The organism is Flavobacterium sp. SP2 (assembly GCF_057626655.1).
The window spans coordinates 442,845-463,318 of sequence record NZ_JBVHBT010000002.1; the positions used below are offsets into that span (position 1 = coordinate 442,845).

At 33.2% G+C, this 20,474-nt stretch carries 14 protein-coding genes and 1 tRNA gene; 6 read left to right on the forward strand and 9 right to left on the reverse strand.

The window, feature by feature from the left end; translation table 11 throughout:
- Nucleotides 1–81: 81 nt before the first annotated feature.
- Complete coding sequence (locus ACZ098_RS06450; RefSeq protein WP_487310921.1) at nt 82–1,038, reverse strand: 2-hydroxyacid dehydrogenase; 957 nt, start codon at nt 1,036–1,038, stop codon at nt 82–84.
- A 366-nt stretch (nt 1,039–1,404) separates the two neighbouring features.
- On the opposite strand from ACZ098_RS06450, the gene ACZ098_RS06455 reads away from it, so the two are divergent.
- Entirely contained in the window at nt 1,405–2,334 is a 930-nt protein-coding gene (locus ACZ098_RS06455; protein WP_487310922.1) for a magnesium transporter CorA family protein, read from the forward strand.
- Here ACZ098_RS06455 and mgtE read toward each other — a convergent pair.
- The 5 genes from mgtE to serS all read right to left on the reverse strand — a co-directional run bounded on the left by mgtE (nt 2,331) and on the right by serS (nt 8,168).
- The gene (gene mgtE / locus ACZ098_RS06460) at nt 2,331–3,683 is read right to left on the reverse strand and encodes a magnesium transporter (RefSeq protein WP_487310923.1); all 1,353 of its coding nucleotides are present in this window, start codon (nt 3,681–3,683) and stop codon (nt 2,331–2,333) included. The genes ACZ098_RS06455 and mgtE overlap by 4 nt on opposite strands.
- Nucleotides 3,673–4,452: a 16S rRNA (adenine(1518)-N(6)/adenine(1519)-N(6))-dimethyltransferase RsmA gene (gene rsmA, locus ACZ098_RS06465; protein WP_487310924.1), complete on the reverse strand. Its 780-nt coding sequence runs from the start codon at nt 4,450–4,452 to the stop codon at nt 3,673–3,675. The genes mgtE and rsmA overlap by 11 nt, the downstream gene beginning before the upstream one ends.
- 47 nt (nt 4,453–4,499) lie before the next feature.
- On the reverse strand, nt 4,500–4,811 hold the full coding sequence (locus ACZ098_RS06470) for a DUF4286 family protein (protein ID WP_487310925.1): 312 nt from the start codon (nt 4,809–4,811) through the stop codon (nt 4,500–4,502).
- A gap of 130 nt (nt 4,812–4,941) precedes the next feature.
- Complete coding sequence (locus ACZ098_RS06475; protein WP_487310926.1) at nt 4,942–6,717, reverse strand: tetratricopeptide repeat protein; 1,776 nt, start codon at nt 6,715–6,717, stop codon at nt 4,942–4,944.
- Nucleotides 6,718–6,896: 179 nt separating this feature from the next.
- A complete protein-coding gene (serS, locus tag ACZ098_RS06480; RefSeq protein ID WP_487310927.1) occupies nt 6,897–8,168 on the reverse strand; it encodes a serine--tRNA ligase in 1,272 nt (423 codons plus the stop codon).
- 180 nt (nt 8,169–8,348) lie between these two features.
- On the opposite strand from serS, the gene ACZ098_RS06485 reads away from it, so the two are divergent.
- Nucleotides 8,349–10,265 (forward strand): M1 family metallopeptidase, encoded by a 1,917-nt coding sequence (locus ACZ098_RS06485; protein ID WP_487310928.1) that lies wholly within the window; start codon nt 8,349–8,351, stop codon nt 10,263–10,265.
- A 61-nt stretch (nt 10,266–10,326) separates the two neighbouring features.
- On the opposite strand, the gene ACZ098_RS06490 is transcribed toward ACZ098_RS06485, so the two are convergent.
- The gene (locus ACZ098_RS06490) at nt 10,327–11,475 is read right to left on the reverse strand and encodes an MFS transporter (RefSeq protein WP_487310929.1); all 1,149 of its coding nucleotides are present in this window, start codon (nt 11,473–11,475) and stop codon (nt 10,327–10,329) included.
- Nucleotides 11,476–11,763: 288 nt separating this feature from the next.
- On the opposite strand from ACZ098_RS06490, the gene rseP reads away from it, so the two are divergent.
- From rseP to ACZ098_RS06510, 4 genes are all read left to right on the forward strand, one after another.
- Nucleotides 11,764–13,092: an RIP metalloprotease RseP gene (rseP, locus tag ACZ098_RS06495; protein WP_487310930.1), complete on the forward strand. Its 1,329-nt coding sequence runs from the start codon at nt 11,764–11,766 to the stop codon at nt 13,090–13,092.
- A 129-nt stretch (nt 13,093–13,221) separates the two neighbouring features.
- Nucleotides 13,222–13,295 (forward strand) — tRNA-Asn (locus ACZ098_RS06500).
- A 424-nt stretch (nt 13,296–13,719) separates the two neighbouring features.
- Entirely contained in the window at nt 13,720–16,626 is a 2,907-nt protein-coding gene (locus ACZ098_RS06505) for an HsdM family class I SAM-dependent methyltransferase (protein WP_487310931.1), read from the forward strand.
- Nucleotides 16,626–17,303: a hypothetical protein gene (locus tag ACZ098_RS06510; protein ID WP_487310932.1), complete on the forward strand. Its 678-nt coding sequence runs from the start codon at nt 16,626–16,628 to the stop codon at nt 17,301–17,303. Before ACZ098_RS06505 ends, ACZ098_RS06510 begins: the two co-directional genes overlap by 1 nt.
- A 399-nt stretch (nt 17,304–17,702) precedes the next feature.
- Here the strand turns inward: ACZ098_RS06510 and ACZ098_RS06515 are convergent, their stop codons facing one another.
- Nucleotides 17,703–19,334: a type I restriction-modification system subunit M gene (locus tag ACZ098_RS06515; RefSeq protein ID WP_487310933.1), complete on the reverse strand. Its 1,632-nt coding sequence runs from the start codon at nt 19,332–19,334 to the stop codon at nt 17,703–17,705.
- Nucleotides 19,335–19,345: 11 nt separating this feature from the next.
- Nucleotides 19,346–20,473: an AAA family ATPase gene (locus tag ACZ098_RS06520; RefSeq protein WP_487310934.1), complete on the reverse strand. Its 1,128-nt coding sequence runs from the start codon at nt 20,471–20,473 to the stop codon at nt 19,346–19,348.
- Nucleotide 20,474 lies beyond the last annotated feature (1 nt).

Here is a 20,474-nt window from a genome sequence, read left to right on the forward strand (position 1 = left end):
AAAAAATTGTTTTGGTTGGGTTAATTAATTGCTTGCTAAAATATAAAAATTTAATTATTTGACGATACGATTCTATAAAAGTTACGGTACTTTGTAAAATTTATTGATTTTATCTACTATAGTCTGCGCCAATTTCTCATGACTTTCAAAGGTCCAACCAGCAATATGTGGTGTTAATAAAACATTTTCTGCTTGAAGCAAATATTGAAATGCTGCAGGTTTTTCAGAATCAATAAAAAGATTTTCGAAGGATAACTTTTCGTATTCCAACACATCCAATCCGGCGCCAAGAATTTTACCTGATTGTAATGCTTCGACCAAATCGGCCGTTACTACATTATTCCCGCGTGAAGTATTGAGGAACCAAAAAGGTTTTGAAAACCCATTGATGAATGCTGAATTAACCATCTTATCCGTTTGTGGTGTCCATGGAATGTGTAAACTCAACACATCCGACCTTTGTTGTAATTCTTGCAGTGCAACTTGTGTCGCATTTTTATCGCCAACATTTTCTAGAATGTCGTAACACAAAACGGTGACATCAAACCCTTGCAATTTTTTGGCAAATGATTTTCCCATATTGCCGTACCCTATTAACCCTATGGTTTTGTTTTCAAGTTCGTAACCGCGATTGCCTTCACGAATCCATTTTCCTTCGCGCACTAGTTTGTCGGCGCGGTTTAATTTATTCAGTAACGACAATAACATTCCAAGCGCATGTTCGCCAACGGCGTTTCGATTGCCTTCTGGTGCGGCAATGAGATGAATTCCTTTTTGGATGGCATACTCGCAGTCGATACTTTCCAAACCTGCGCCAACGCGTGCTATGAATTGCAAATTGATGGCTTTATCTAGAAATGTTTTATCGATTTTGAATCGGCTTCGGATTACGATGCCGTGATAATCTTGAATTTTATTTTCGATTTCCTCTTTGGATGATGTAAAATCTTCTTCGTTAACGAAACCTGCTTCTTGCAATTGATTCCATAACAGCGGATGGTTGCTATCGATGTGAAGGATTATGGTTGTTGAGTTCAAGTTGTATCTTTTTATCACTTCGAGGCAAAGCAAAAAGTGAAATTTAAGGTATAAAGATATTATATTTTGTGTAAATGAAACAGATACAAAAGACATAAATTATCTAGCCCAGATTGCAGCGGAAATACTTGCTTTTTCTGCAAGTATTGTAACGGAAAGCTGGAATAGGGTTTGTAGAAAAGCCCGAGCCATTTGCTCCTGAAAAAATTTAAGGTAGTATTAAGAAAATGAAGTGGTTTAAAGGCTTACTTTTGCGCCAAAATAAAGTAATCCACGATGGACAGTTATTATAGGAAGCACAGTTAAACTTGAATGAAGGCAACATAAAATGGGGTTCTTTATTCGCTAATTTTAAAGAATACATTTATGAAAACCTTATTCAAAAATAACGTTTCGGGCGTTGTTGCAACTGAAAAATGGGATGAGAATTGCTGGATTGCAATTGAAAATCCAACTGCTGATGACAAAAATTATTTGTTGAACGAACTGCAGATTCCAGAATCTTTTTACAACGACATTGAGGATGTTGATGAGCGTGCTCGAATTGAAACTGAAAATGGCTGGTACTTAATTATTTTACGAATTCCTTATAAAAGTAACGATTTAAAATTGCCTTTTACGACCGTTCCGCTTGGAATTGTTTTTAAGGAAGGTATTTTGGTGACTATTTGTTTTCATAAAAGCGAAATGTTACACGATTTTGTTTCGTACACGCAACGCAAAAATATTACTATTAACAGTCATTTCGATTTTGTGTTCAAGATGCTTTTATCGTCTAGTGTTTGGTTTTTGAAATACTTAAAACAAGTAAATCAGCGTATAAAACTTGCCGAGGACAATCTTGAAAAATCGATTAAAAACGAAGAATTGCAGGCATTGCTTCAGTTGGAAAAATGTTTGGTTTTCTTTATCACCTCATTAAAAGGCAACGATGTTTTGTTTCACAGAATAAAAAACATTAAATCGGAAAAAGAAAATTTTGACGCTGAGCTTATTGAAGATGTAAGCATTGAACTGAATCAGGCGCAAGAAATGTCGAATATTTACAGCAACATTCTTACCGGAATGATGGATGCGTATGCCTCGGTAATTTCGAATAACCTGAATGTGGTGATGAAACGCCTGACTTCGATTTCGATTATCCTGATGATTCCAACCTTGATTGCGAGTTTGTATGGAATGAATGTTCCGAACGCATTGGAGAACAATCCGAATGGTCTTTGGATTATTGTTTTGGTATCTATAGTTTTATCGGTAACTGGCGTTTTCTTATTTAAAAAGAAGAACTTTTTTTAGAATCCAAGGATGACTTTGGCAATAGAAAAGTAAATTAATATTCCGCAAATGTCGTTGCTGGTTGTAATAAATGGTCCGGTTGCCAGTGCTGGATCAATTCCTATTTTATCTAATAATAAAGGTACAAATGTTCCTATTAACGACGCAATTATGATTACAGAAATTAATGCTGTGGTGATTGTTAAAATTATTTTGGTGCTTTCACCAAGTAGAAAATAACTACCTAAAAATAGAATTGTTGCCAGAATAACTCCGTTTAATAAACTTAACGATACCTCTTTCACCAAGCGATTGAACAACGAACCGCTAAGTGTATTGTTAGCCAAACCCTGAACTATAATTGCTGACGATTGTACACCAACATTACCAGCCATTGCAGCAATTAATGGTGTAAAAAAGAATAATTCTTTATGAAATTTCATGGCTCCTTCGAACAAACCAAGCATGTGAACAGAAATGAATCCGCCAAAAAGAGCTAATACCAACCAAGGTAAACGTGCTCTTGTTAAATCGAGAATACTATCATCGGCTTCAACGTCTTGCGAAATACCGGCAGCCAATTGGTAATCTTTATCGGCTTCTTCTTTCATTACATCCACGATATCGTCGATGGTAACTCGGCCAACCAATCTTCCCATTTCGTCTACAACTGGAATAGCTTCCAAATCGTATTTTTGCATGATTCGTGCCACTTCAACATTAGGCGTATGCACTTTAACGTAATCTACTTTTTTAATGTAGACTTCGCTAATGTGGGTTTTGGTCGAAGTTGTGAGTAAATCTTTTAGTGACAAACGTCCTTTTAATCGGTTTTCGTCATCTACAACATATATTGAATGTACGCGAGTTACATTTTCGGCTTGCGCGCGCATTTCTTTCACGCAGGTAAGAACGGTCCAATTTTCATTGACTTTTACCAATTCTTTTTCCATCAATCCACCGGCTTCATCTTCATCGTAACGAAGCAAATCGACAATGTCTTTGGCGTGTTCTAAATCTTCTAATTCGGATATTACTTCTTCTTTTTTGCGTTGCGGCAATTCAGAAATAATATCGGCAGCATCATCGGTATCTAGTTCGTCTAATTCTTCGGCAATTTCTTTGGCAGATAATCCACGAAGGATTTTTTCACGCAAATCGTCTTCCAATTCAGGAAGAATTTCGGCAGTAACCTCGCTATCAAGAATCTTAAAAACATAGGTGGCTTGATCGGCTTCGAGCTCTTCAAAAATTTCGGCAATATCAGCATGGTGCATTTCATTCAATAAAACGCCAAGTTCTGTGTCGTTTTTTTCTTGTATGAATTGCTCTATTTGAACTAAAAGTTCTTTACTGATTTTAAACTGCATTGGCCTCGATTTTTTGGGTAAGTTCGATAAATTGCTCTACCGATAATTGTTCTGGGCGAAGATCAAAAATAGTATCTTCTCGCAGATTATCGGACAAATTTAATGCTTTTAAACTGTTTCGCATAGTTTTTCTTCGTTGTTGAAACGCCATTTTTACAACGGTGTACAGCATTTTTTCGCTGCAAGGTAATGTGAAGTTTTCTTTTCGTCGCATTCGCATCACGCCCGATTTTACTTTTGGTGGCGGAATAAAAACATTTTCGTCTACGGTAAAAAGATATTCGACATCATAAAATGCTTGTGCTAAAACGGATAGAATTCCGTAGACTTTACTTCCTTTTTTAGAACAAATTCTTTCGGCCACTTCTTTTTGAAACATGCCCGAAAATTCTGGAATTTGGTTACGGTATTCAAGTGCGCGAAATACAATTTGTGTAGAAATATTGTATGGAAAATTTCCAATGATGGCAAATTGTTTTCCTTCGAAAATTTCGTTGATGTTGTATCGTAAAAAATCTTTAGAAATGATTCTGTCTTTTAATTTTGGATAGTTTTCATCAAGGTAGGTTACCGATTCGGTATCGATTTCAATAACATAAGTATTGATGGGTTTTTCCAATAAATATTTGGTTAAAACACCCATTCCTGGTCCAATTTCTAGAACGTCGTCATAGCCTTCTAGGTTTAAGGTGTCGGCAATATCTTTGGCGATGCTTTCGTCTTTTAAGAAATGTTGCCCGAGGTGTTTTTTGGCTTTTACTTTTTCCATGTTTTTTCTCGCAAAGACGCAAAGGCACAAAGCGGTTTGTTTTAAAATTAATGTTCAGAAATCAATTCCAATTCGGTTCTAAAAGCTAACATTTTGTCTCCAAAAAGTGCTAAACCTTCATCACGCAATCTCGGCGCATCTTCATCGTAATATTTTTGTAATGTTTCTTTAGTATCGGTAGTGTATTGAATAGAATAGGTTGTTCCGCCCATTTCTTCTTCTATCAAAACTTTCACCATTTTTGCCGATGAAAATTTTCCTGTTGCTAGAACATCAGCAATATGTTTGGTTTGCATCCATTGCATCCACTGGTCGTGAACGCTTTCGTGAATATTAATTGTTACGTTATAAATGATCATAGTAATTGTTTAATTTAGATTAACGATTTTGATAGCAACTAATAATAAAAATCGTCTACTATTTAATATTGATTTTTGAGTTTGACCTTTGAAATTGACTTTTGAAATTGAAATTGATTTTTGAAATTGACTAAATATCCTTATCACCACGTAATCTTCGGTATTTTTTCTGTGATTCTACGAAGAAAATACTATCGGCATGGTTCATAATTATGGCTTCATAGAGCGGTTTTGCCTTTTCAGCATCATTCAATTGATTGTAAATTTCTGCCGAATAAAAATTGGCTTCATCTATATAGATGCATTCTTTATGGTTGTCCAATATTTGTTTGTAAAAACTTAATGCTTGTGGCATATCGTTCAAATTTTCGTAAATTTTACCAATTCGCAACAATGTTACGGGTTCAATTTCTGAGTCTTTATTTTCTTTTAGGATAGTTTGAAAAGCGGTTAATGCATCCTGTTTTTTATCCTGAAAAAGTAAAAAATCAGCTTTAGCAAATTTCTTTAAGGCAACTTGTAAGGAATCTTGCGATTTACTGTCGTTCAACAACAAATATAAATCTAAAGCATCGTTGGCAATCAATTGTGTTGAAGCCGATTTTAATACCTTAACTTGATGTTCTGCCCAAGAAAAATCGGTTTTGTAATAACTAGTTTTGGCAATTTTTAAACTGGCTTCCTGACCAATTGGACTGTTATTGGATTCGTTTTCTATTTGAGAATAGTACAACAATGCTTGATTGAACTTTTCTTCAAACAATAAAATATCGGCCAATTCCATTTTTATTTCTGCAACTTGAGTCGGCTTTAAAGGCATTTCCAAAACATTTTTCAGAATAGTTTTTCCTTCTTCTGCCTTTTTTAAATTGAACGAAACAAAATGTGCTTTAAGCTTTAACAGTGATAAACTGAAAGGACTTACGCCAAATTCTTTTATAAGATTATCCAATTCTAAATCGATTGCCGCATATTCTGCTGGTTGCGATTTTTTGATTTTCATTTCCATCAAATAAGTATTCGACTGAATTTGCAAATCTAAATCTTTGGTGTTTTCTAACACAAATCCTAAAATTTCTTTCGCCGTTTCATCATCATTCTCTTCGATGGCAAGCTGCGCTAAATTTACAATATTCGAGAACGATTCTGGATCGCGTTTGTAAATAGCTTTTTCTTGAATAAAGGCTTTTCCGTACTCTTTTACTTGCACGTAGTACCAGCTTAAATATTGGTTCCAAAATAAATCTTGTGTTTTTTGAACTCTAACTAACAATGCTTTTTTTAATGCTGCATTAAAGGTTTCTGTTGCATCTTCGGTCATGAATCGCGACAATTGATTTTGAATCATGAGCGAGTTTTGAGGATTGGCGTACGACTCTACCAGAAACTTTTCAATCATCATATCGGTATCGCCTTTCTGTCCGTAAAGCAAAGCCATCTGAAAATTAAAATTAAATTTCGGTTCTAAATCAAGTGCAATTTGGTACGATTGAAGAGCAAAATCCAACAACGATTTTTTCTCGAAAACATACGCTATTTGATATACCTCATTGGCATTTTTTCTAATTTTATCTAATGCTAGGTTATACTGTTTGTTGGCTTTATCCTGCATTTTCTGCAATTGATAATTGTAACCCAACTCAACCAACATATTTCCTTGTTTGTATTTTTCAAAACGTTCTTGAATACTTTTTTCTGCTTTGTCAAATTGTAATAACTGCTGATAACACTCTATAACTTTCTGAAAATAATTGTAGTTATTGGGTTGTAATTTCAACAAATCTTCATACGCTATTTGCGCTTTTTCAAACTCGCCTCGGTCAAAGTAGTTTTGCGCCAGTTGCTCAGATTGTGCCTGAACGAAAAGCGTAAAACTTAAGAAGATTAAAACTAGTATTTTTTTCATATATGTAGAATTTGTTTTTTTAAGGTCATGTCTGTTATCAATTTTCAATTGTTTGTGTTTGCGTACGCCAACTTGCTGCAATTGCGATTTCATTGTGAGTCTTTAAAAAACAATGTACTAAAGTAACACTTTTTGTGCCAATTTAGTACATCATAATAATAAGATTAACTTTTTATTAATTAGTTAATAATATCGAAACCTGTATATTTTCGTAACACTTCTGGAATTACAATTCCTTCTGGTGTTTGATAGTTTTCCAAAATTCCGGCAAGAACTCTTGGTAAGGCAAGTGAACTTCCGTTTAGTGTGTGTGCCAATTGGTTTTTCCCGTCCTTATCGCGGAAACGCAATTTTAAACGTTGTGACTGAAACGTCTCAAAATTAGATACTGATGAAATTTCCAACCAGCGGTCTTGTGCTGTAGAAAAAACTTCAAAATCGTAGGTTAATGCTGATGCAAATCCCATGTCGCCGCCACAAAGACGTAAAACGCGGTAAGGCAATTTCAATTCATCAAGGATTTCTTTCACATGATCTACCATTCCTTCTAATGCTTCATATGATTTATCAGGATGCTCCACGCGAACAATTTCTACTTTATCAAATTGGTGTAAACGATTCAATCCGCGAACGTGCGCACCATAGGAACCAGCTTCACGACGGAAACATGGTGTGTAACCGGTGCACAAAATTGGCAAATCTTGCTCGGCGATAATTACATCTCTAAAAATATTGGTAACTGGAACCTCAGCAGTTGGAATTAAATACAAATCATCGGTAGCATCATGATACATTTGACCTTCTTTGTCTGGCAATTGGCCAGTTCCATAAGCCGATGCTTCATTTACCAAATGCGGCACCTGATATTCTAGATAACCTGCGTCAGTATTTTTATCCAAAAAGTAGGTGATTAAAGCACGTTGCAATTTGGCTCCTTTTCCTTTGTAAACGGGAAATCCTGCACCAGTTATTTTAACTCCCAATTCAAAATCGATAATATCATATTTCTTTACCAATTCCCAATGAGGCAATGCTTCTCCATGCAGTTTTGGAATTTCACCAGATTCGAAAACATTTAAATTTTCTTCTGGAGTTTTTCCAAACGGAACAATATCCGCAGGAAGATTAGGTAAAAGATACATTTTCTGCGTTAACTCATGAGTTAAAACATCCAACTTTTCGGCAGCAGCTTTACTTTTTTCTTTTAACGCAACATTTTTTAACTTTAAAATTTCAGCTTTAGCTTTTTCGCCATTTTTCATTAAATCACCAATATCTTTGGATAGTTTATTGGATTCAGAAAGCGCATTATCCATTTCTGACTGAACACTTCTTCTGTTCTCGTCTAACTCAACAACTTGCGCTACAAGCTCTTTGGCATCCATATTTCGTTTGGCCAAAGCTGTAATTACTTTCTCTTGATTTTCTCTAATAAAGGCTATCTGTAACATGACTTAATTTTTATAAGGAAGCAAATTTATGAAATTGCTTTTTATTAATTGGATAAAGTAAAATATAATCTTTTTGATTGTAAATACATCTAAGATAACTGTTTACACGTATTTTAATATATGTTTATAATTTTGAACTTAAAATATTTAGTATATTCGCAAAAAAAATACACTATCAAAATGAAAAATACCTACATATTAGCCTTTTTATTGTCATTTTCACTTTCTTTCGCACAAGATGACGATGCCGTATTTAACAAAATGGTAGAATCTGAAATGAAATCGGCATCAAAACTAGTAAATTTGGCAGTAAACCCAAACACTACCAATTATGATATTACGCAACAAACCCTTAGATTCTCTGTAGATCCAGCCGTTTACTTTATAAATGGAACGGTGCAAACGACTTACACTGCATTAAGTGATATGAATACTGTAACCTTTGACCTAACCAATCAATTAACCGTAAGTTCTGTCAAAAAAAATAATGTAAATCTGACTTTCATTCAAAACACCAACAACGAGCTTGTTATAACATTACCTACTACACAGTTAGCTGGTACGGCAGCAACTGTAGAAATTATTTATTCTGGCGCACCAGCAAGTGGCGAGCAAGCATTTACAGCCGGTAATCATGCAGGAACACCTGTAATTTATACACTATCTGAGCCTTTTGGCGCAAGAGATTGGTGGCCTTGCAAACAAGACTTGAACGATAAAATTAATAATTTAGACGTTTACATAACTGCGCCATCACAATACAAAAGTGTTTCTAATGGTTTAGAAATGTCGCAAACTGTAAATGGAAATCTGAAGACAACGCATTTCCATCACAATTATCCAATACCGGCATATCTTGTTGCTATTGCCGTAACAAATTATACTATTTACAATCAAACAGCAGGAATTGCACCAAACACGTTTCCTATTGTAAATTACATTTACCCTGAAACTTTTACACCAGCGGTTCAAAATCAACTTGATCAAACTCCTATTATCATGAATATTTTCGAAACGCTTTTCGAAACTTATCCATTTCATAACGAAAAATACGGTCATGCTCAATTTGGTTGGGGTGGCGGAATGGAACATACTACTGTTTCATTTATGGGAAGTTTTGAAAGAAGTCTTATAGCTCATGAACTCGGACACCAATGGTTTGGAGATAAAATTACTTGCGGTACTTGGAGAGACATATGGTTAAACGAAGGTTTTGCCGAATACCTTAGCGGTCTTGTTATTGAAAACATAGACGGAAATACTAGTTTTGTAAATTGGAAAAATTCAAAAATAAATAATATTACCTCAGTTACCAATGGTGCCGTATATCTTACCGAAGCTGAATCAACTAATGTAGGACGAATTTTTAGTAGTAGACTTACTTACAATAAAGGCGCAATGGTAGTGAACATGCTTCGCCTTAAACTAGGCGATGCACTATTCTTTCAAGGTGTTAGAAATTATTTAGCCGATCCAAATATCGCTTTCAAATATGCAATTACACCGCAATTACAGACACATCTTGAAACAGTATACGGACAAAGTCTTCAAGAATTTTTTAATGACTGGGTGTACAAACAAGGATATCCAACCTACACTATTACCGCACAAAATTGGGGTAACGGACAAGCAAAAATTACCATCAATCAAACCCAATCTCATTTTAGCGTGTCGTTTTTTGAAATGCCTGTTCCTGTAAGACTTACTAGTGCTTCAGGCGCGATTTACGATGTTACCTTAAACAATACTACCAACAATCAAGAATTTATAATTCCTGTTCCTTTTCAAGTCGCTAATGTTATTTTTGATCCAAACAAAAATATTATATCCAAAAACAATACGGCTACTTTAGGAAATGCTAACTTTGAACTTGATAAAGCAATTGCTGTTTATCCTAATCCAACTTCAGATGAAGTTCACATTCAATTACCATCAGACGTAAATATTGAAAACTGTACCCTATTCAATAATTTAGGACAAAAAGTTTTTGAATCGACTACCTCCGATTTTTCAATAGCTACGCTAGCAACTGGAATTCATATTATACAAATCACCACTTCTAATGGTACTTTCTACAAAAAGATAATCAAAAAATAATACCAAAAAAATTAATTTAATGAAGTCTTTGAATTCGTTTTCAAAGACTTTTTTTATAGTATCAATTCAGATCTTTTACCTTCGAAACCATAAAAACGATCACTATTCCGAAAATTCCAATAAAAGCAAACGACCACCTCAAACTAAACAATTCAGAAATAAAACCAATAACTGGCGGACCAACTAAAAACCCAAAAAAACTAATGCTAGAAACTACTGTTAATGCCTGACTTGGAGCAACGGTTTTATTTTTTCCAGCCAAACTGTAAACTGCTGGTACAACAGAAGAAACACCCAATCCAACAATCATAAAAGCAACTGTTGCTGGAATTAAATAAGGTAAAAGTACCGCCAAATACAATCCGCCAGAAATTAAAACACCACTTATTTGAAGCAATCGTTTCATACCAATTTTTTCAATTAAGTTATCTGCAAGAAATCTTCCGCTTGCCATCATAATCATAAACGATGTATATCCTAAAATAACTAATGATGGTTTTACCTTTATAATTTCCTTAAAATAAACACCACTCCAATCGAACATAATTCCTTCACTGGCCATGCAACAAAAGCTTATTATTCCCAGCCACACTAAGGAGCTATCTGGTTTAGAAAATAATTTTTCAGATTTTGTTGCACTCTTTTCTTTAACTCGTATTAGAAATTTATAATTCAACGCTGCAATTGCAATAATAATTCCGAAAACAAGTATAAAATGATAGGTTGTTGCAAGTTTCAAGAAAACCATCAACAAAGCAAACAAGGCTCCAGAGAAACCTGCAAAACTCCAAACACCATGAAAAGAAGCCATAATTGTTTTCCCCAAAAGCGACTCTGTATGAACTCCTTGTGTATTTATAGCAATATTGCAAAGATTTCCAAATAATCCAAAGAATAGTAAACCCAAAGCCAATTGCCATATTTCGTTTGCAAGTCCTAAACTAGTCAAACTTAAATCATAAAATACTAAAGCGAATAAAGCAATTCGATAACTGCCGAATCTTGTTACTAATTTTCCAGAAAATGGCATGATAAGCAACTGACCAAGTGGCAGTACAAAAAGCAACTTTCCTAAATCACCTTCGCTTAATTGTAGTGCTGTTTTAATATCGGGAATTCGGCTAGCCCAAGAAGCAAAGGTAAATCCCATAGCAAAATAAAACGAACTTACTGCAAACCGAATCCTATTCAAATATGCGCTCTTAGCCAATTTATAAGATTTTTTAAACTGGGGTTGCTTTTTTAAATTAAGAAGAAAGTTAAGATTTATCAAGATTTAAATAAATTTAAATAGTATAAATCCAAAAATACAAAAACTTTATTTGAAAGATAAGTACTAAATTTATAAACTCCAATACTATTTTGGTTCAAAATTTGCTTAAAAATTACTACAACATTAGAATTAACAAACATTTAAAAGACACATTTGCAATTAGTAAAAAAAATAAACATAAAAACATTACTTTTGCTTTTTATAAAATTACACCACAGAAATTAAATGATACAAGTAGCACAAATTATCTTCATATTATCAGTATTAGTAATACTTCACGAATTCGGACATTATATAGCAGCCAAAATATTTAAAGTAAGAGTAGAGAAATTCTACTTGTTTATGGACGCAGGGTTTTCTTTAGTTAAGAAAAAAATTGGCGATACCGAATGGGGAATTGGATGGTTACCAATTGGCGGATATGTTAAACTATCAGGAATGATAGACGAAAGTATGGACACCGAACAAATGAAACAGCCAGCACAACCTTGGGAATTTCGATCTAAGCCAGCTTGGCAACGTTTAATTATTATGCTTGGCGGAATATTTGTAAATATTGTTTTAGCATTAGTAATTTACACTACAATGTTTTCAACCGTAGGACAAAAATATATCTCTACTAATGTGGTTCAAAAAAATGGACTTGCTTTTGGTGAAGTTGGAAAAAGTGTGGGTTTCAAAAATGGAGATAAAATTGTTTCTGTTGATGGTGAACCAATACAACAAAACTTTAATCGATTAATAATTGATGTTTTATTAAGCGATAAAATAGAAATTGTGAGAAATGATAAAAAACAATTCATCACTTTATCCGATGAACAAAAAGGTTTGATTTTAGGTTCCGAAGGTAAAAATTTCACAGGACCAAGATATACTAACGCAGTTGTAGATTCAATACTTCCAAAATCCGAAGCACAAAAAGCAGGCTTACAAAAAGGGGATAAAATTATTGGCATAAACGACAAAAAATTCAATTACTACGACGAATTTACAGAAGAATTAAAAATTGTCAAAAAACCTGTACAACTAAACGTAATTCGTGCCAATCAAGAAATTAAATTAAACGCAAACGTAAATAAAGAAGGTAAACTAGGTTTTTTCACCGAGTCTCAACTTGATAAAAAAAGTCTGCAAGTCATAAACCATCTATCACTATCTGAAGCCATACCAGCAGCTGCTAAAGAATCTTGGCAATTATTAGTGTACAACGTAAAACAATTCAAATTAATCTTAAAACCGAAAACCGGAGCATACAAACAAGTAAAAAGTCCAATTGGGATTGCGAGAATGTTACCTGATACTTGGGATTGGGAGTTCATTTGGGGCTTTACAGCACTTTTTTCAATAGGATTAGCATTCATGAACCTACTTCCAATTCCAGGATTAGATGGTGGACATGCACTATTTACTATTGTAGAAATGATTACAGGTAAAACTTTGAACGAAAAAGCGGCAGGTTATGTTCAAACGTTTGGAATGATTATCTTGCTGAGCCTAATGGCTTTAACCTTTGGTAAAGATATTTACCAATTGGTAGTCGATAAACTTTTGTAAAAAAAATTAATTTTTTTTACAAATTTATTTGCAAAACCTAAAAAACGTATTATATTTGCAACCGCTTAACAGATGATAAGCGAACAATAAAAATAGAAAAGTTCTTATTTAAACTAAAAATATACAGTTTCCTTCTTAGCTCAGTTGGTTAGAGCATCTGACTGTTAATCAGAGGGTCCTTGGTTCGAGCCCAAGAGAGGGAGCTCTTCTGGATATGCCACCGTAAAGGTGGCATTTTCGTTTTATAACGTTTTCTATATCAAATAGTTACAAGCATGAAAAGCGGTTCGATAATTCAGTTTCAAAAGGTGTGCTTTTTTTGACTACTGATCGAACCGCTTTATTTGGTCTAAAAAAAGACTTTATTCTTTTTCAGATTCTCTCCATCATAATTGTGCTTTCACCCTAGTAAATACTTGATACACTTATATATATTTTCTCATTACTAGGAGAATTTTAACCAAGACAAACTTTTGTTTCACATTCATATCCTAGAAAATAAGTACAAGTAAGCCTACATCAAAAAATTAGACATTTTTATTTTAATATACACATATTAAAACTTAAAAATTGTAATTTTGTAGGTTAGACGCAACTCATTTTACTTGCTTCTCAATAAATTTATTAATGAGTTTAATTAAAAATGTTTCCGAACCATTCTTACAGGGTCTAAATAAATTAGGCTTTGAAGGAGAGGATTTATTATTTTTAGTTGATGAATTAGAGCTTCCTGACCCAAATCTTAACTTCTATTTAGAAACAGCAAGAGAGCTCAAAGCTACTGCAGTGTACTTCCGTGCACAATTAAATGGGAGCTACAAACCTCAAGTTTATCTTTTTGACTTTACCAACAAAGGCCTAGATAAGCAACAAGATAGCATTATTGCCAACATTCAGACAAATCTTTGGAGTAGCGGGGAAGTGCCTTTAGCTTGTTTCTTTTTTAATACTGAAATAAAAATAGTTGATTGCACAAAGCATATAACTAAAGATTTCAAGCCTGAGTATTTAACGTCTAATTTAAATCTTATTGGCAAGTCTCATGACCTATATAATGAGCAATTTGCGGTAAAGATTAAAACAGGGCTTTTCTGGGAACAAGAAGAGCTCAAAAAAAAGTTCAAGTTTCAAAACTCAGCTTATGACACTCTTATAAAAAATATCAGACACGTAAGTGAGGTTTTAAAACAAAATTTTTCTCAATCATCTTCGCTGATTAACAAGATTATTGTACAAGCAATACTTATCAAATACTTAGAAGAACGTATCGACAGTAATGGCAATAAACTACTTTGCGAAAAATATTTTAAAAAGTATGACAACTCTAACACATTTACTGAAGTTCTATGCAAAGGAAAATTTGTTGACTTGTTAATTGATTTAAACAATGACTTCAACGGTAATGTATTTTCTTGGGCTGATGATGAAAAAAAACAACTAAAATCTTTAGACTTAAAAATTTTAGCAGAATTCTTATCCACAGACAAAGCAGATATTAGTTCACGACAAACTGAATTACAGTTTGATTTAAGATACTTTGAGTTCAAGTATATTCCTGTAGAATTAATAAGTCGTTTATACGAAGAATTCCTAGGTGAAGACAAACAAGAAAAAGGGTTATTTTATACACCTTCTCACTTAGCGAAGTTACTTGTTGACGAATGTATCCCATTAAAAAAATATGAAGATTTCAATCTTGATTCTTTCACAATTTTAGATCCTGCATGTGGCTCTGGTATTTTTTTAGTCGTGGCTTTTAAACGACTCGTGCAAATCTGGAGACTTCAAAAGCAAATGAGATTTCCAGATATTAAAGATTTAAAACTCCTTTTAAAAAATATTTACGGTGTTGATAAGGAAGAACAAGCCATTAGATTAGCTTCTTTTAGTTTGAGTCTAGCCCTTTGCAATGAACTGAACCCTATAAAAATTATAAATGAATTACGGTTTGACGATTTAACAAAGGAAAATCTTTTTCATTCCGACTTTTTTGACTGTAAAGCAATTCAAAATAAAAAATTTGATTTAGTTATTGGTAACCCGCCATTTGTAAGGGGAGCTATTTCTGAATACTCTAATAAATGGCAATTAGAAAACAAAAGTGTCAAAATCCCACAAGGACAGATCGCCTTAAAATTCTTGTCAGAAGCTTTTTCGTATTTAAAAGAGAGTGGACTATCTTGTCTTATTATTAAATCATCAGGACTGCTTTATAACAGCACATCTAACGATTATAAAAAAGTTCTTTTCTCAAACTTCAATGTTGTACAAATTTTTGATTTTACTGCTCTGGCTAGAAACAAGTCGCTTTGGGATAACGGAGCAGATGTAGCATGTGCTGCTATTTTTGCAAGAAATGAGAAACCTAATTTAAATAAAAATCTCTTACATCTTACTTTTAGAAGAACTATTGCAACAAAAGAACGTATTTTTTTTGAAATTGACGATTATGACTTTCATTTCATAAACTTACAGACTGTTATTAACAATGAATTCGTTTGGAAAAACAATTTACTCGGAGGGGGAAGAATTAGGAATCTTATAGAGAAAGTCCAAACTCAACCAAAATTAATAGATGTTTTAAATGACAATAATAGTTTTATGGAAGAGGGATTTGAAATTGGAAGTAAAAAAAACCTATCTCCAGACTATATTTACAATATTCCATTTTTAACAACAAAAGGAATTAGTGAAAATGAAATTTATTACGATCTATTATCGTCGATAGATAGAGAAACTAAATTTTCTAAGATTCCAAAGGAGGAAGCTTTTTTAGCACCAAATCTAATTATTTGGGAAAATATTGGGGTAAATAGATTTCCAATATTCCTAAACAACATCTCCTTTTCTTTTAAAAGAAGAATGATATCTATTAAATCTAAAAATAATGATGAATCCTTTCTAAAAGAGATACACAAATCGTTTAACAGCTATTATAACTTCTATAAATTCTATTTTCTCGCATCAAGCGCAGAAACATTAATCAATCGAAACAACACCTTCTTATTAAAGGATTTGAAAAACTTACCATTTATTGAAGATAGTTATATTTTCTCTGATTTTGACTTATGTATTATCGAAGATTGTATACAATTTCAACAAGATTTTTTTATTCATGGTGAAAACTCAATATCAGTCAGATCAATTAGACCTAACAAGTTAAAAAGCATTATTACCAATTACGGAACTGAATTCTCAAGAGCATTAAACACTATTTACGCAGAAAATGAAGGAAGAAAATTCAGATTGACAGATGTTGTAGAACTAAACAACTCTTTAATCGCTACTGTGTTTAAATTTGACATTGAATGCGCAGAACCAAACTTTCATAAAGATTTGTCAGAACTCAATATTGAAAGTTTAACAGACAATGTAATCTTAGAACAACTTTCCATAAAAAGAATTATCAAACTATATCCTCAAAAAGATACTATTGTATTTGTCAAACCAAATCAATACAGGTACTGGATTTCTCTAACAGCATATCGAGATGCCGACAAATGTTTCACTGACTTTTCAAATGCAGGTTTTTAATGATAGCAGAGGACAACATATTTAATTCATCTCAACCCGATATTAAGCTCCCTAAAAACAAGATTATTAGTCTTGTTCAAGAATGCATGATTGAAACTGTTGTACATTTCAAATCATATAAAAAATCTGAATATCATAAGAAAAAAAATCTTAATGAAAATGATTTAACACAACTATACACTAAACAAGCTCAAATATTAATTCGCCAAAAGGGATATCCATTTAATATCGAAGGACAATATCAAGATATTTACAACCAAAGCAAAGGGTTCTCTGATTTCTTTTTTTATCCAAATGAACAAGGCGTTGAACTTTCTTCTATTTATTCTGTAGAAAGTAAAAGACTACCATCACCAGAAACAAACCGAGAAAAAGAATATGTGATTGGAGAGAAAAATAATGGAGGTATTGAAAGGTACAAATCCCAAAAGCATGGAAAAGGATTGTTAGAGTGTGGTATGGTGGGTTTTATTGAAGATAATGATTTTAGTCATTGGCTAACAACAATTAATAATTGGATTTCAGAATTAACAAAAAACCCAATATTAGAATGGGGAAAAGACGAAATGCTTTCTCAAATCCACAACGATATTAATTACTCTATTTTGCAATCTATTGCTCATAGAAAAGGAACTAATGATATTAGTTTAACTCACTTATGGATTTCTATAAATTAGATTACAAAGCCATTTTTTTTGTTTTGAAAGTGCAATATAATTTAGGGTACCTGTCTCCCTTTATTGAGCTACACAAAAATAAAGATTTTTTATCTTTTAGTAAATAATTGTAAAATATAAAATTAAACAAAATATATAGAATGTTAGCAATTCTATATCAACGCCAGTCACACCGTTGACAACTAGTGTTCTGTCGTTAGTCTTTGAAAGCCATTGTCTGTATTGAGTTTTCGTTTCATTGTCTGTCGGCTGTGCGTTGCATTTTTTATTTTTTTAAGGATCGGGAAATTTTTCAAAAATAATTTTGTCTTGCGTTGGCTTTGCAAGCTCTTTGACAAAGTTTTGTTTTGAGCGTTGGCTAGTGGGGCTTTGGCAATGTGCTTGCAAATAGCGTGGTCATTAAATAGGTTTTAATCCTAATTCTTTCAAGTATTTGTTGTGTTTTTCTGTGTTTACTTTTATGCTCTTGTTTATTTCAATCAATTTAGAATTTACCTCTTCCAAGTCAATTTGTATTTCGTCTTCTGAAGTACTCACATATCTTGAAATGTTCAGGTTGTAGTCATTCTTTTTGATTTCATCCAATGAAACTCTACGAGAATAACGCTCTCTTTCATTTCGGTATTTGTAAGTGTCAACGATGTTGTCTAGATGCTTTTCGGAAAGTTCGTTTTGACGTTTTCCTTTTACAAATTGTTCACTAGCATTAATGAACAAAACATCATCTTGTTTTTTACATCTTTTCAAAATCAAAATGCAAACAGGAATTCCTGTCGAGTAGAATAAGTTTGATGGTAAACCAATTACTGTGTCAATGTAATTTTCTTTCAATAGTTTTTCTCTGATTCTTGCTTCTGCACCACTTCGGAATAGAACTCCGTGAGGCAGAATAATAGCCATTGTTCCTTCTTTAGATAAAAAGTGAAATCCGTGCAAGAGAAAAGCAAAGTCCGCTGCTGACTTAGGTGCTAGTCCATATCCTTTAAAGCGAAAATCTTCTGCTAAAGTGTCGTTTGGCTCCCAACGTAAGCTAAATGGAGGATTAGCTACAATAGCATCAAACTCAATTTTTTTGCTCGGATTAATTTCATTAAGCAAATCCCATTGATTGAGCAAAGTGTCTCCGTGGAATATCTCAAACTCTGTGTCTTTCATACCATGCAATAGCATATTCATTCGGGCAAGGTTATAAGTGGTAACGTTCTTCTCTTGTCCGAAAATTTTGCCAATATTTCCTTTAGCCTTCTTTAGTTGAGTTCTTACGTTTAGAAGCAAAGAACCTGAGCCACAAGTAAAATCCAACACCTTGTTCAATTTATTCTTATAACCAGTTATTGGATCTTGTGAATCTAACAGAACAATTTGAGAAAGAATGGTTGAAATTTGTTGAGGAGTATAAAATTCACCTGCTTTTTTTCCTGAACCTGCTGCAAATTTTCCAATCAAATATTCGTAAGCATCACCAAGGGTATCGGTATCAGTAGAAAAGTCCGCAATGCCTTCCGCTATTTTGGTTATTATCTTGCAAAGTTTATCGTTTCTTTCTTTAGGTGTTTTACCAAGTTTTTCAGAATTTAAATTGATTTCAGAGAACAAACCTTTAAAAGAACTTTCAAACGATTCATCTTCAATGTATCGAAATCCTTTTTGGAGCGTTTCTAATAAATCACCGTTTTGAGTTCGTGATAATTCAGTGATGTTGCTCCACAAGAATTTTGGCTTGATAACATAATGCACTTTTTTTCGCATATGTTCCTCAAACTCATCAATGTCTCCTTTATTTTTTTTGTACCAAAGTTCCAAAGGTGGTGGCACTAAGAAGTCTGCTCTCAAATCTTTTGAAGGACTTGGCGGATAATCTTTACCCAATTCTTTTCTTGCAGCTTCTTCATAGTTAAAAGATAAATACCGAAGGAAGAGAAACGAAAGCATATAATCACGGAAATCATCCGCATTCATAACTCCTCTTAAATCATTGGCAATGTCCCAAAGGGTATCGCCTAATTTTTTATTTTGTTCTTTTTGTGTCATTTATTTCACTTTTATGCTAGTATTTCAGGCAATTGAAATTCATATTTATCCGTAAAGGCTTTTAGTATTTTTTTGAATAAATCCTTATTGTCCTCATTCATTTCAACAGGCTGATAAATGGAGTATTTCCCGTGACTTAACAAGTTTAGTGCTCTAGAAAAAAGTACTTCATCGTTCACACCTTTGATGCAACTTGAAAAGTCGTCATTCCCAAAGAATGTAGACGTTTTTTCTAAAATAGCCCTCAACATATTGAAATGATAAGTGTTGACTTGACCATTTTGATCAACCTTTTTTAATTCGGTCAACATAGCTACGTGATGAAAAAATGGTGTTTCATCGGTTGCTCTTAAAATATATCCATCCGTTCCGTTCTTGTGTAGAAAATGACTTTTATGCTCAATCTTCTTTAGTTCATTATACATCACATTATAGAACAATGAATGATGAGAAGAAATGACTACTTTTATTTTATCCTTACCCCTTTTTAATAGTTTGGCTAAATCACTTGCTACTGCAATAGCATTATTGTCGTCAAGTGAAGAAATTGGGTCGTCTATGTAAATATTTTTTACCCACTTATATGGGCCACTACCATCATCATCAATAGCAAGTTCAATTAGAACAAGGAAAATACACCAAATAAAAATATTCTCCTCACCTCTAGAAACTTTAATATCTGACTGCATAATATATTCAGGTTCGCCAGAATCAGGTTTGAATTTTGGATTTTTTACTTGCTTTTTAAATGAAATGGTTTTCTTAGTGAAGTCAAGGTCAAAATTAAAATCAGCATAACGTTCCAAATAACCAAATATTTTTTCATCTAAAGCCAGTTCCTTAAACCCATCAAAAAAAGCAGATTGAGTATTTATAATTAGATGCCTTTCTAAATCATTTTCAAGGTCGTTGTTCCAATGGAAAAGGTCTTCAGTAAAAGCGTTGTAATACAATGTATCTGTTACTGGGTTTTTCTTCCGTTTTTTGCTTATGTTTTTGAACTCCATTGAGAGACGAGTTTTGCCTGTTCCGTTGTAGGCATAAAGCAACACAAAGTGATGGTCGTTTAAATCGTCCCTCAATCTTACTGCAACATTTCTCAATGTTTTGTACTTATATAGTTTTTTTTGACCACTCATT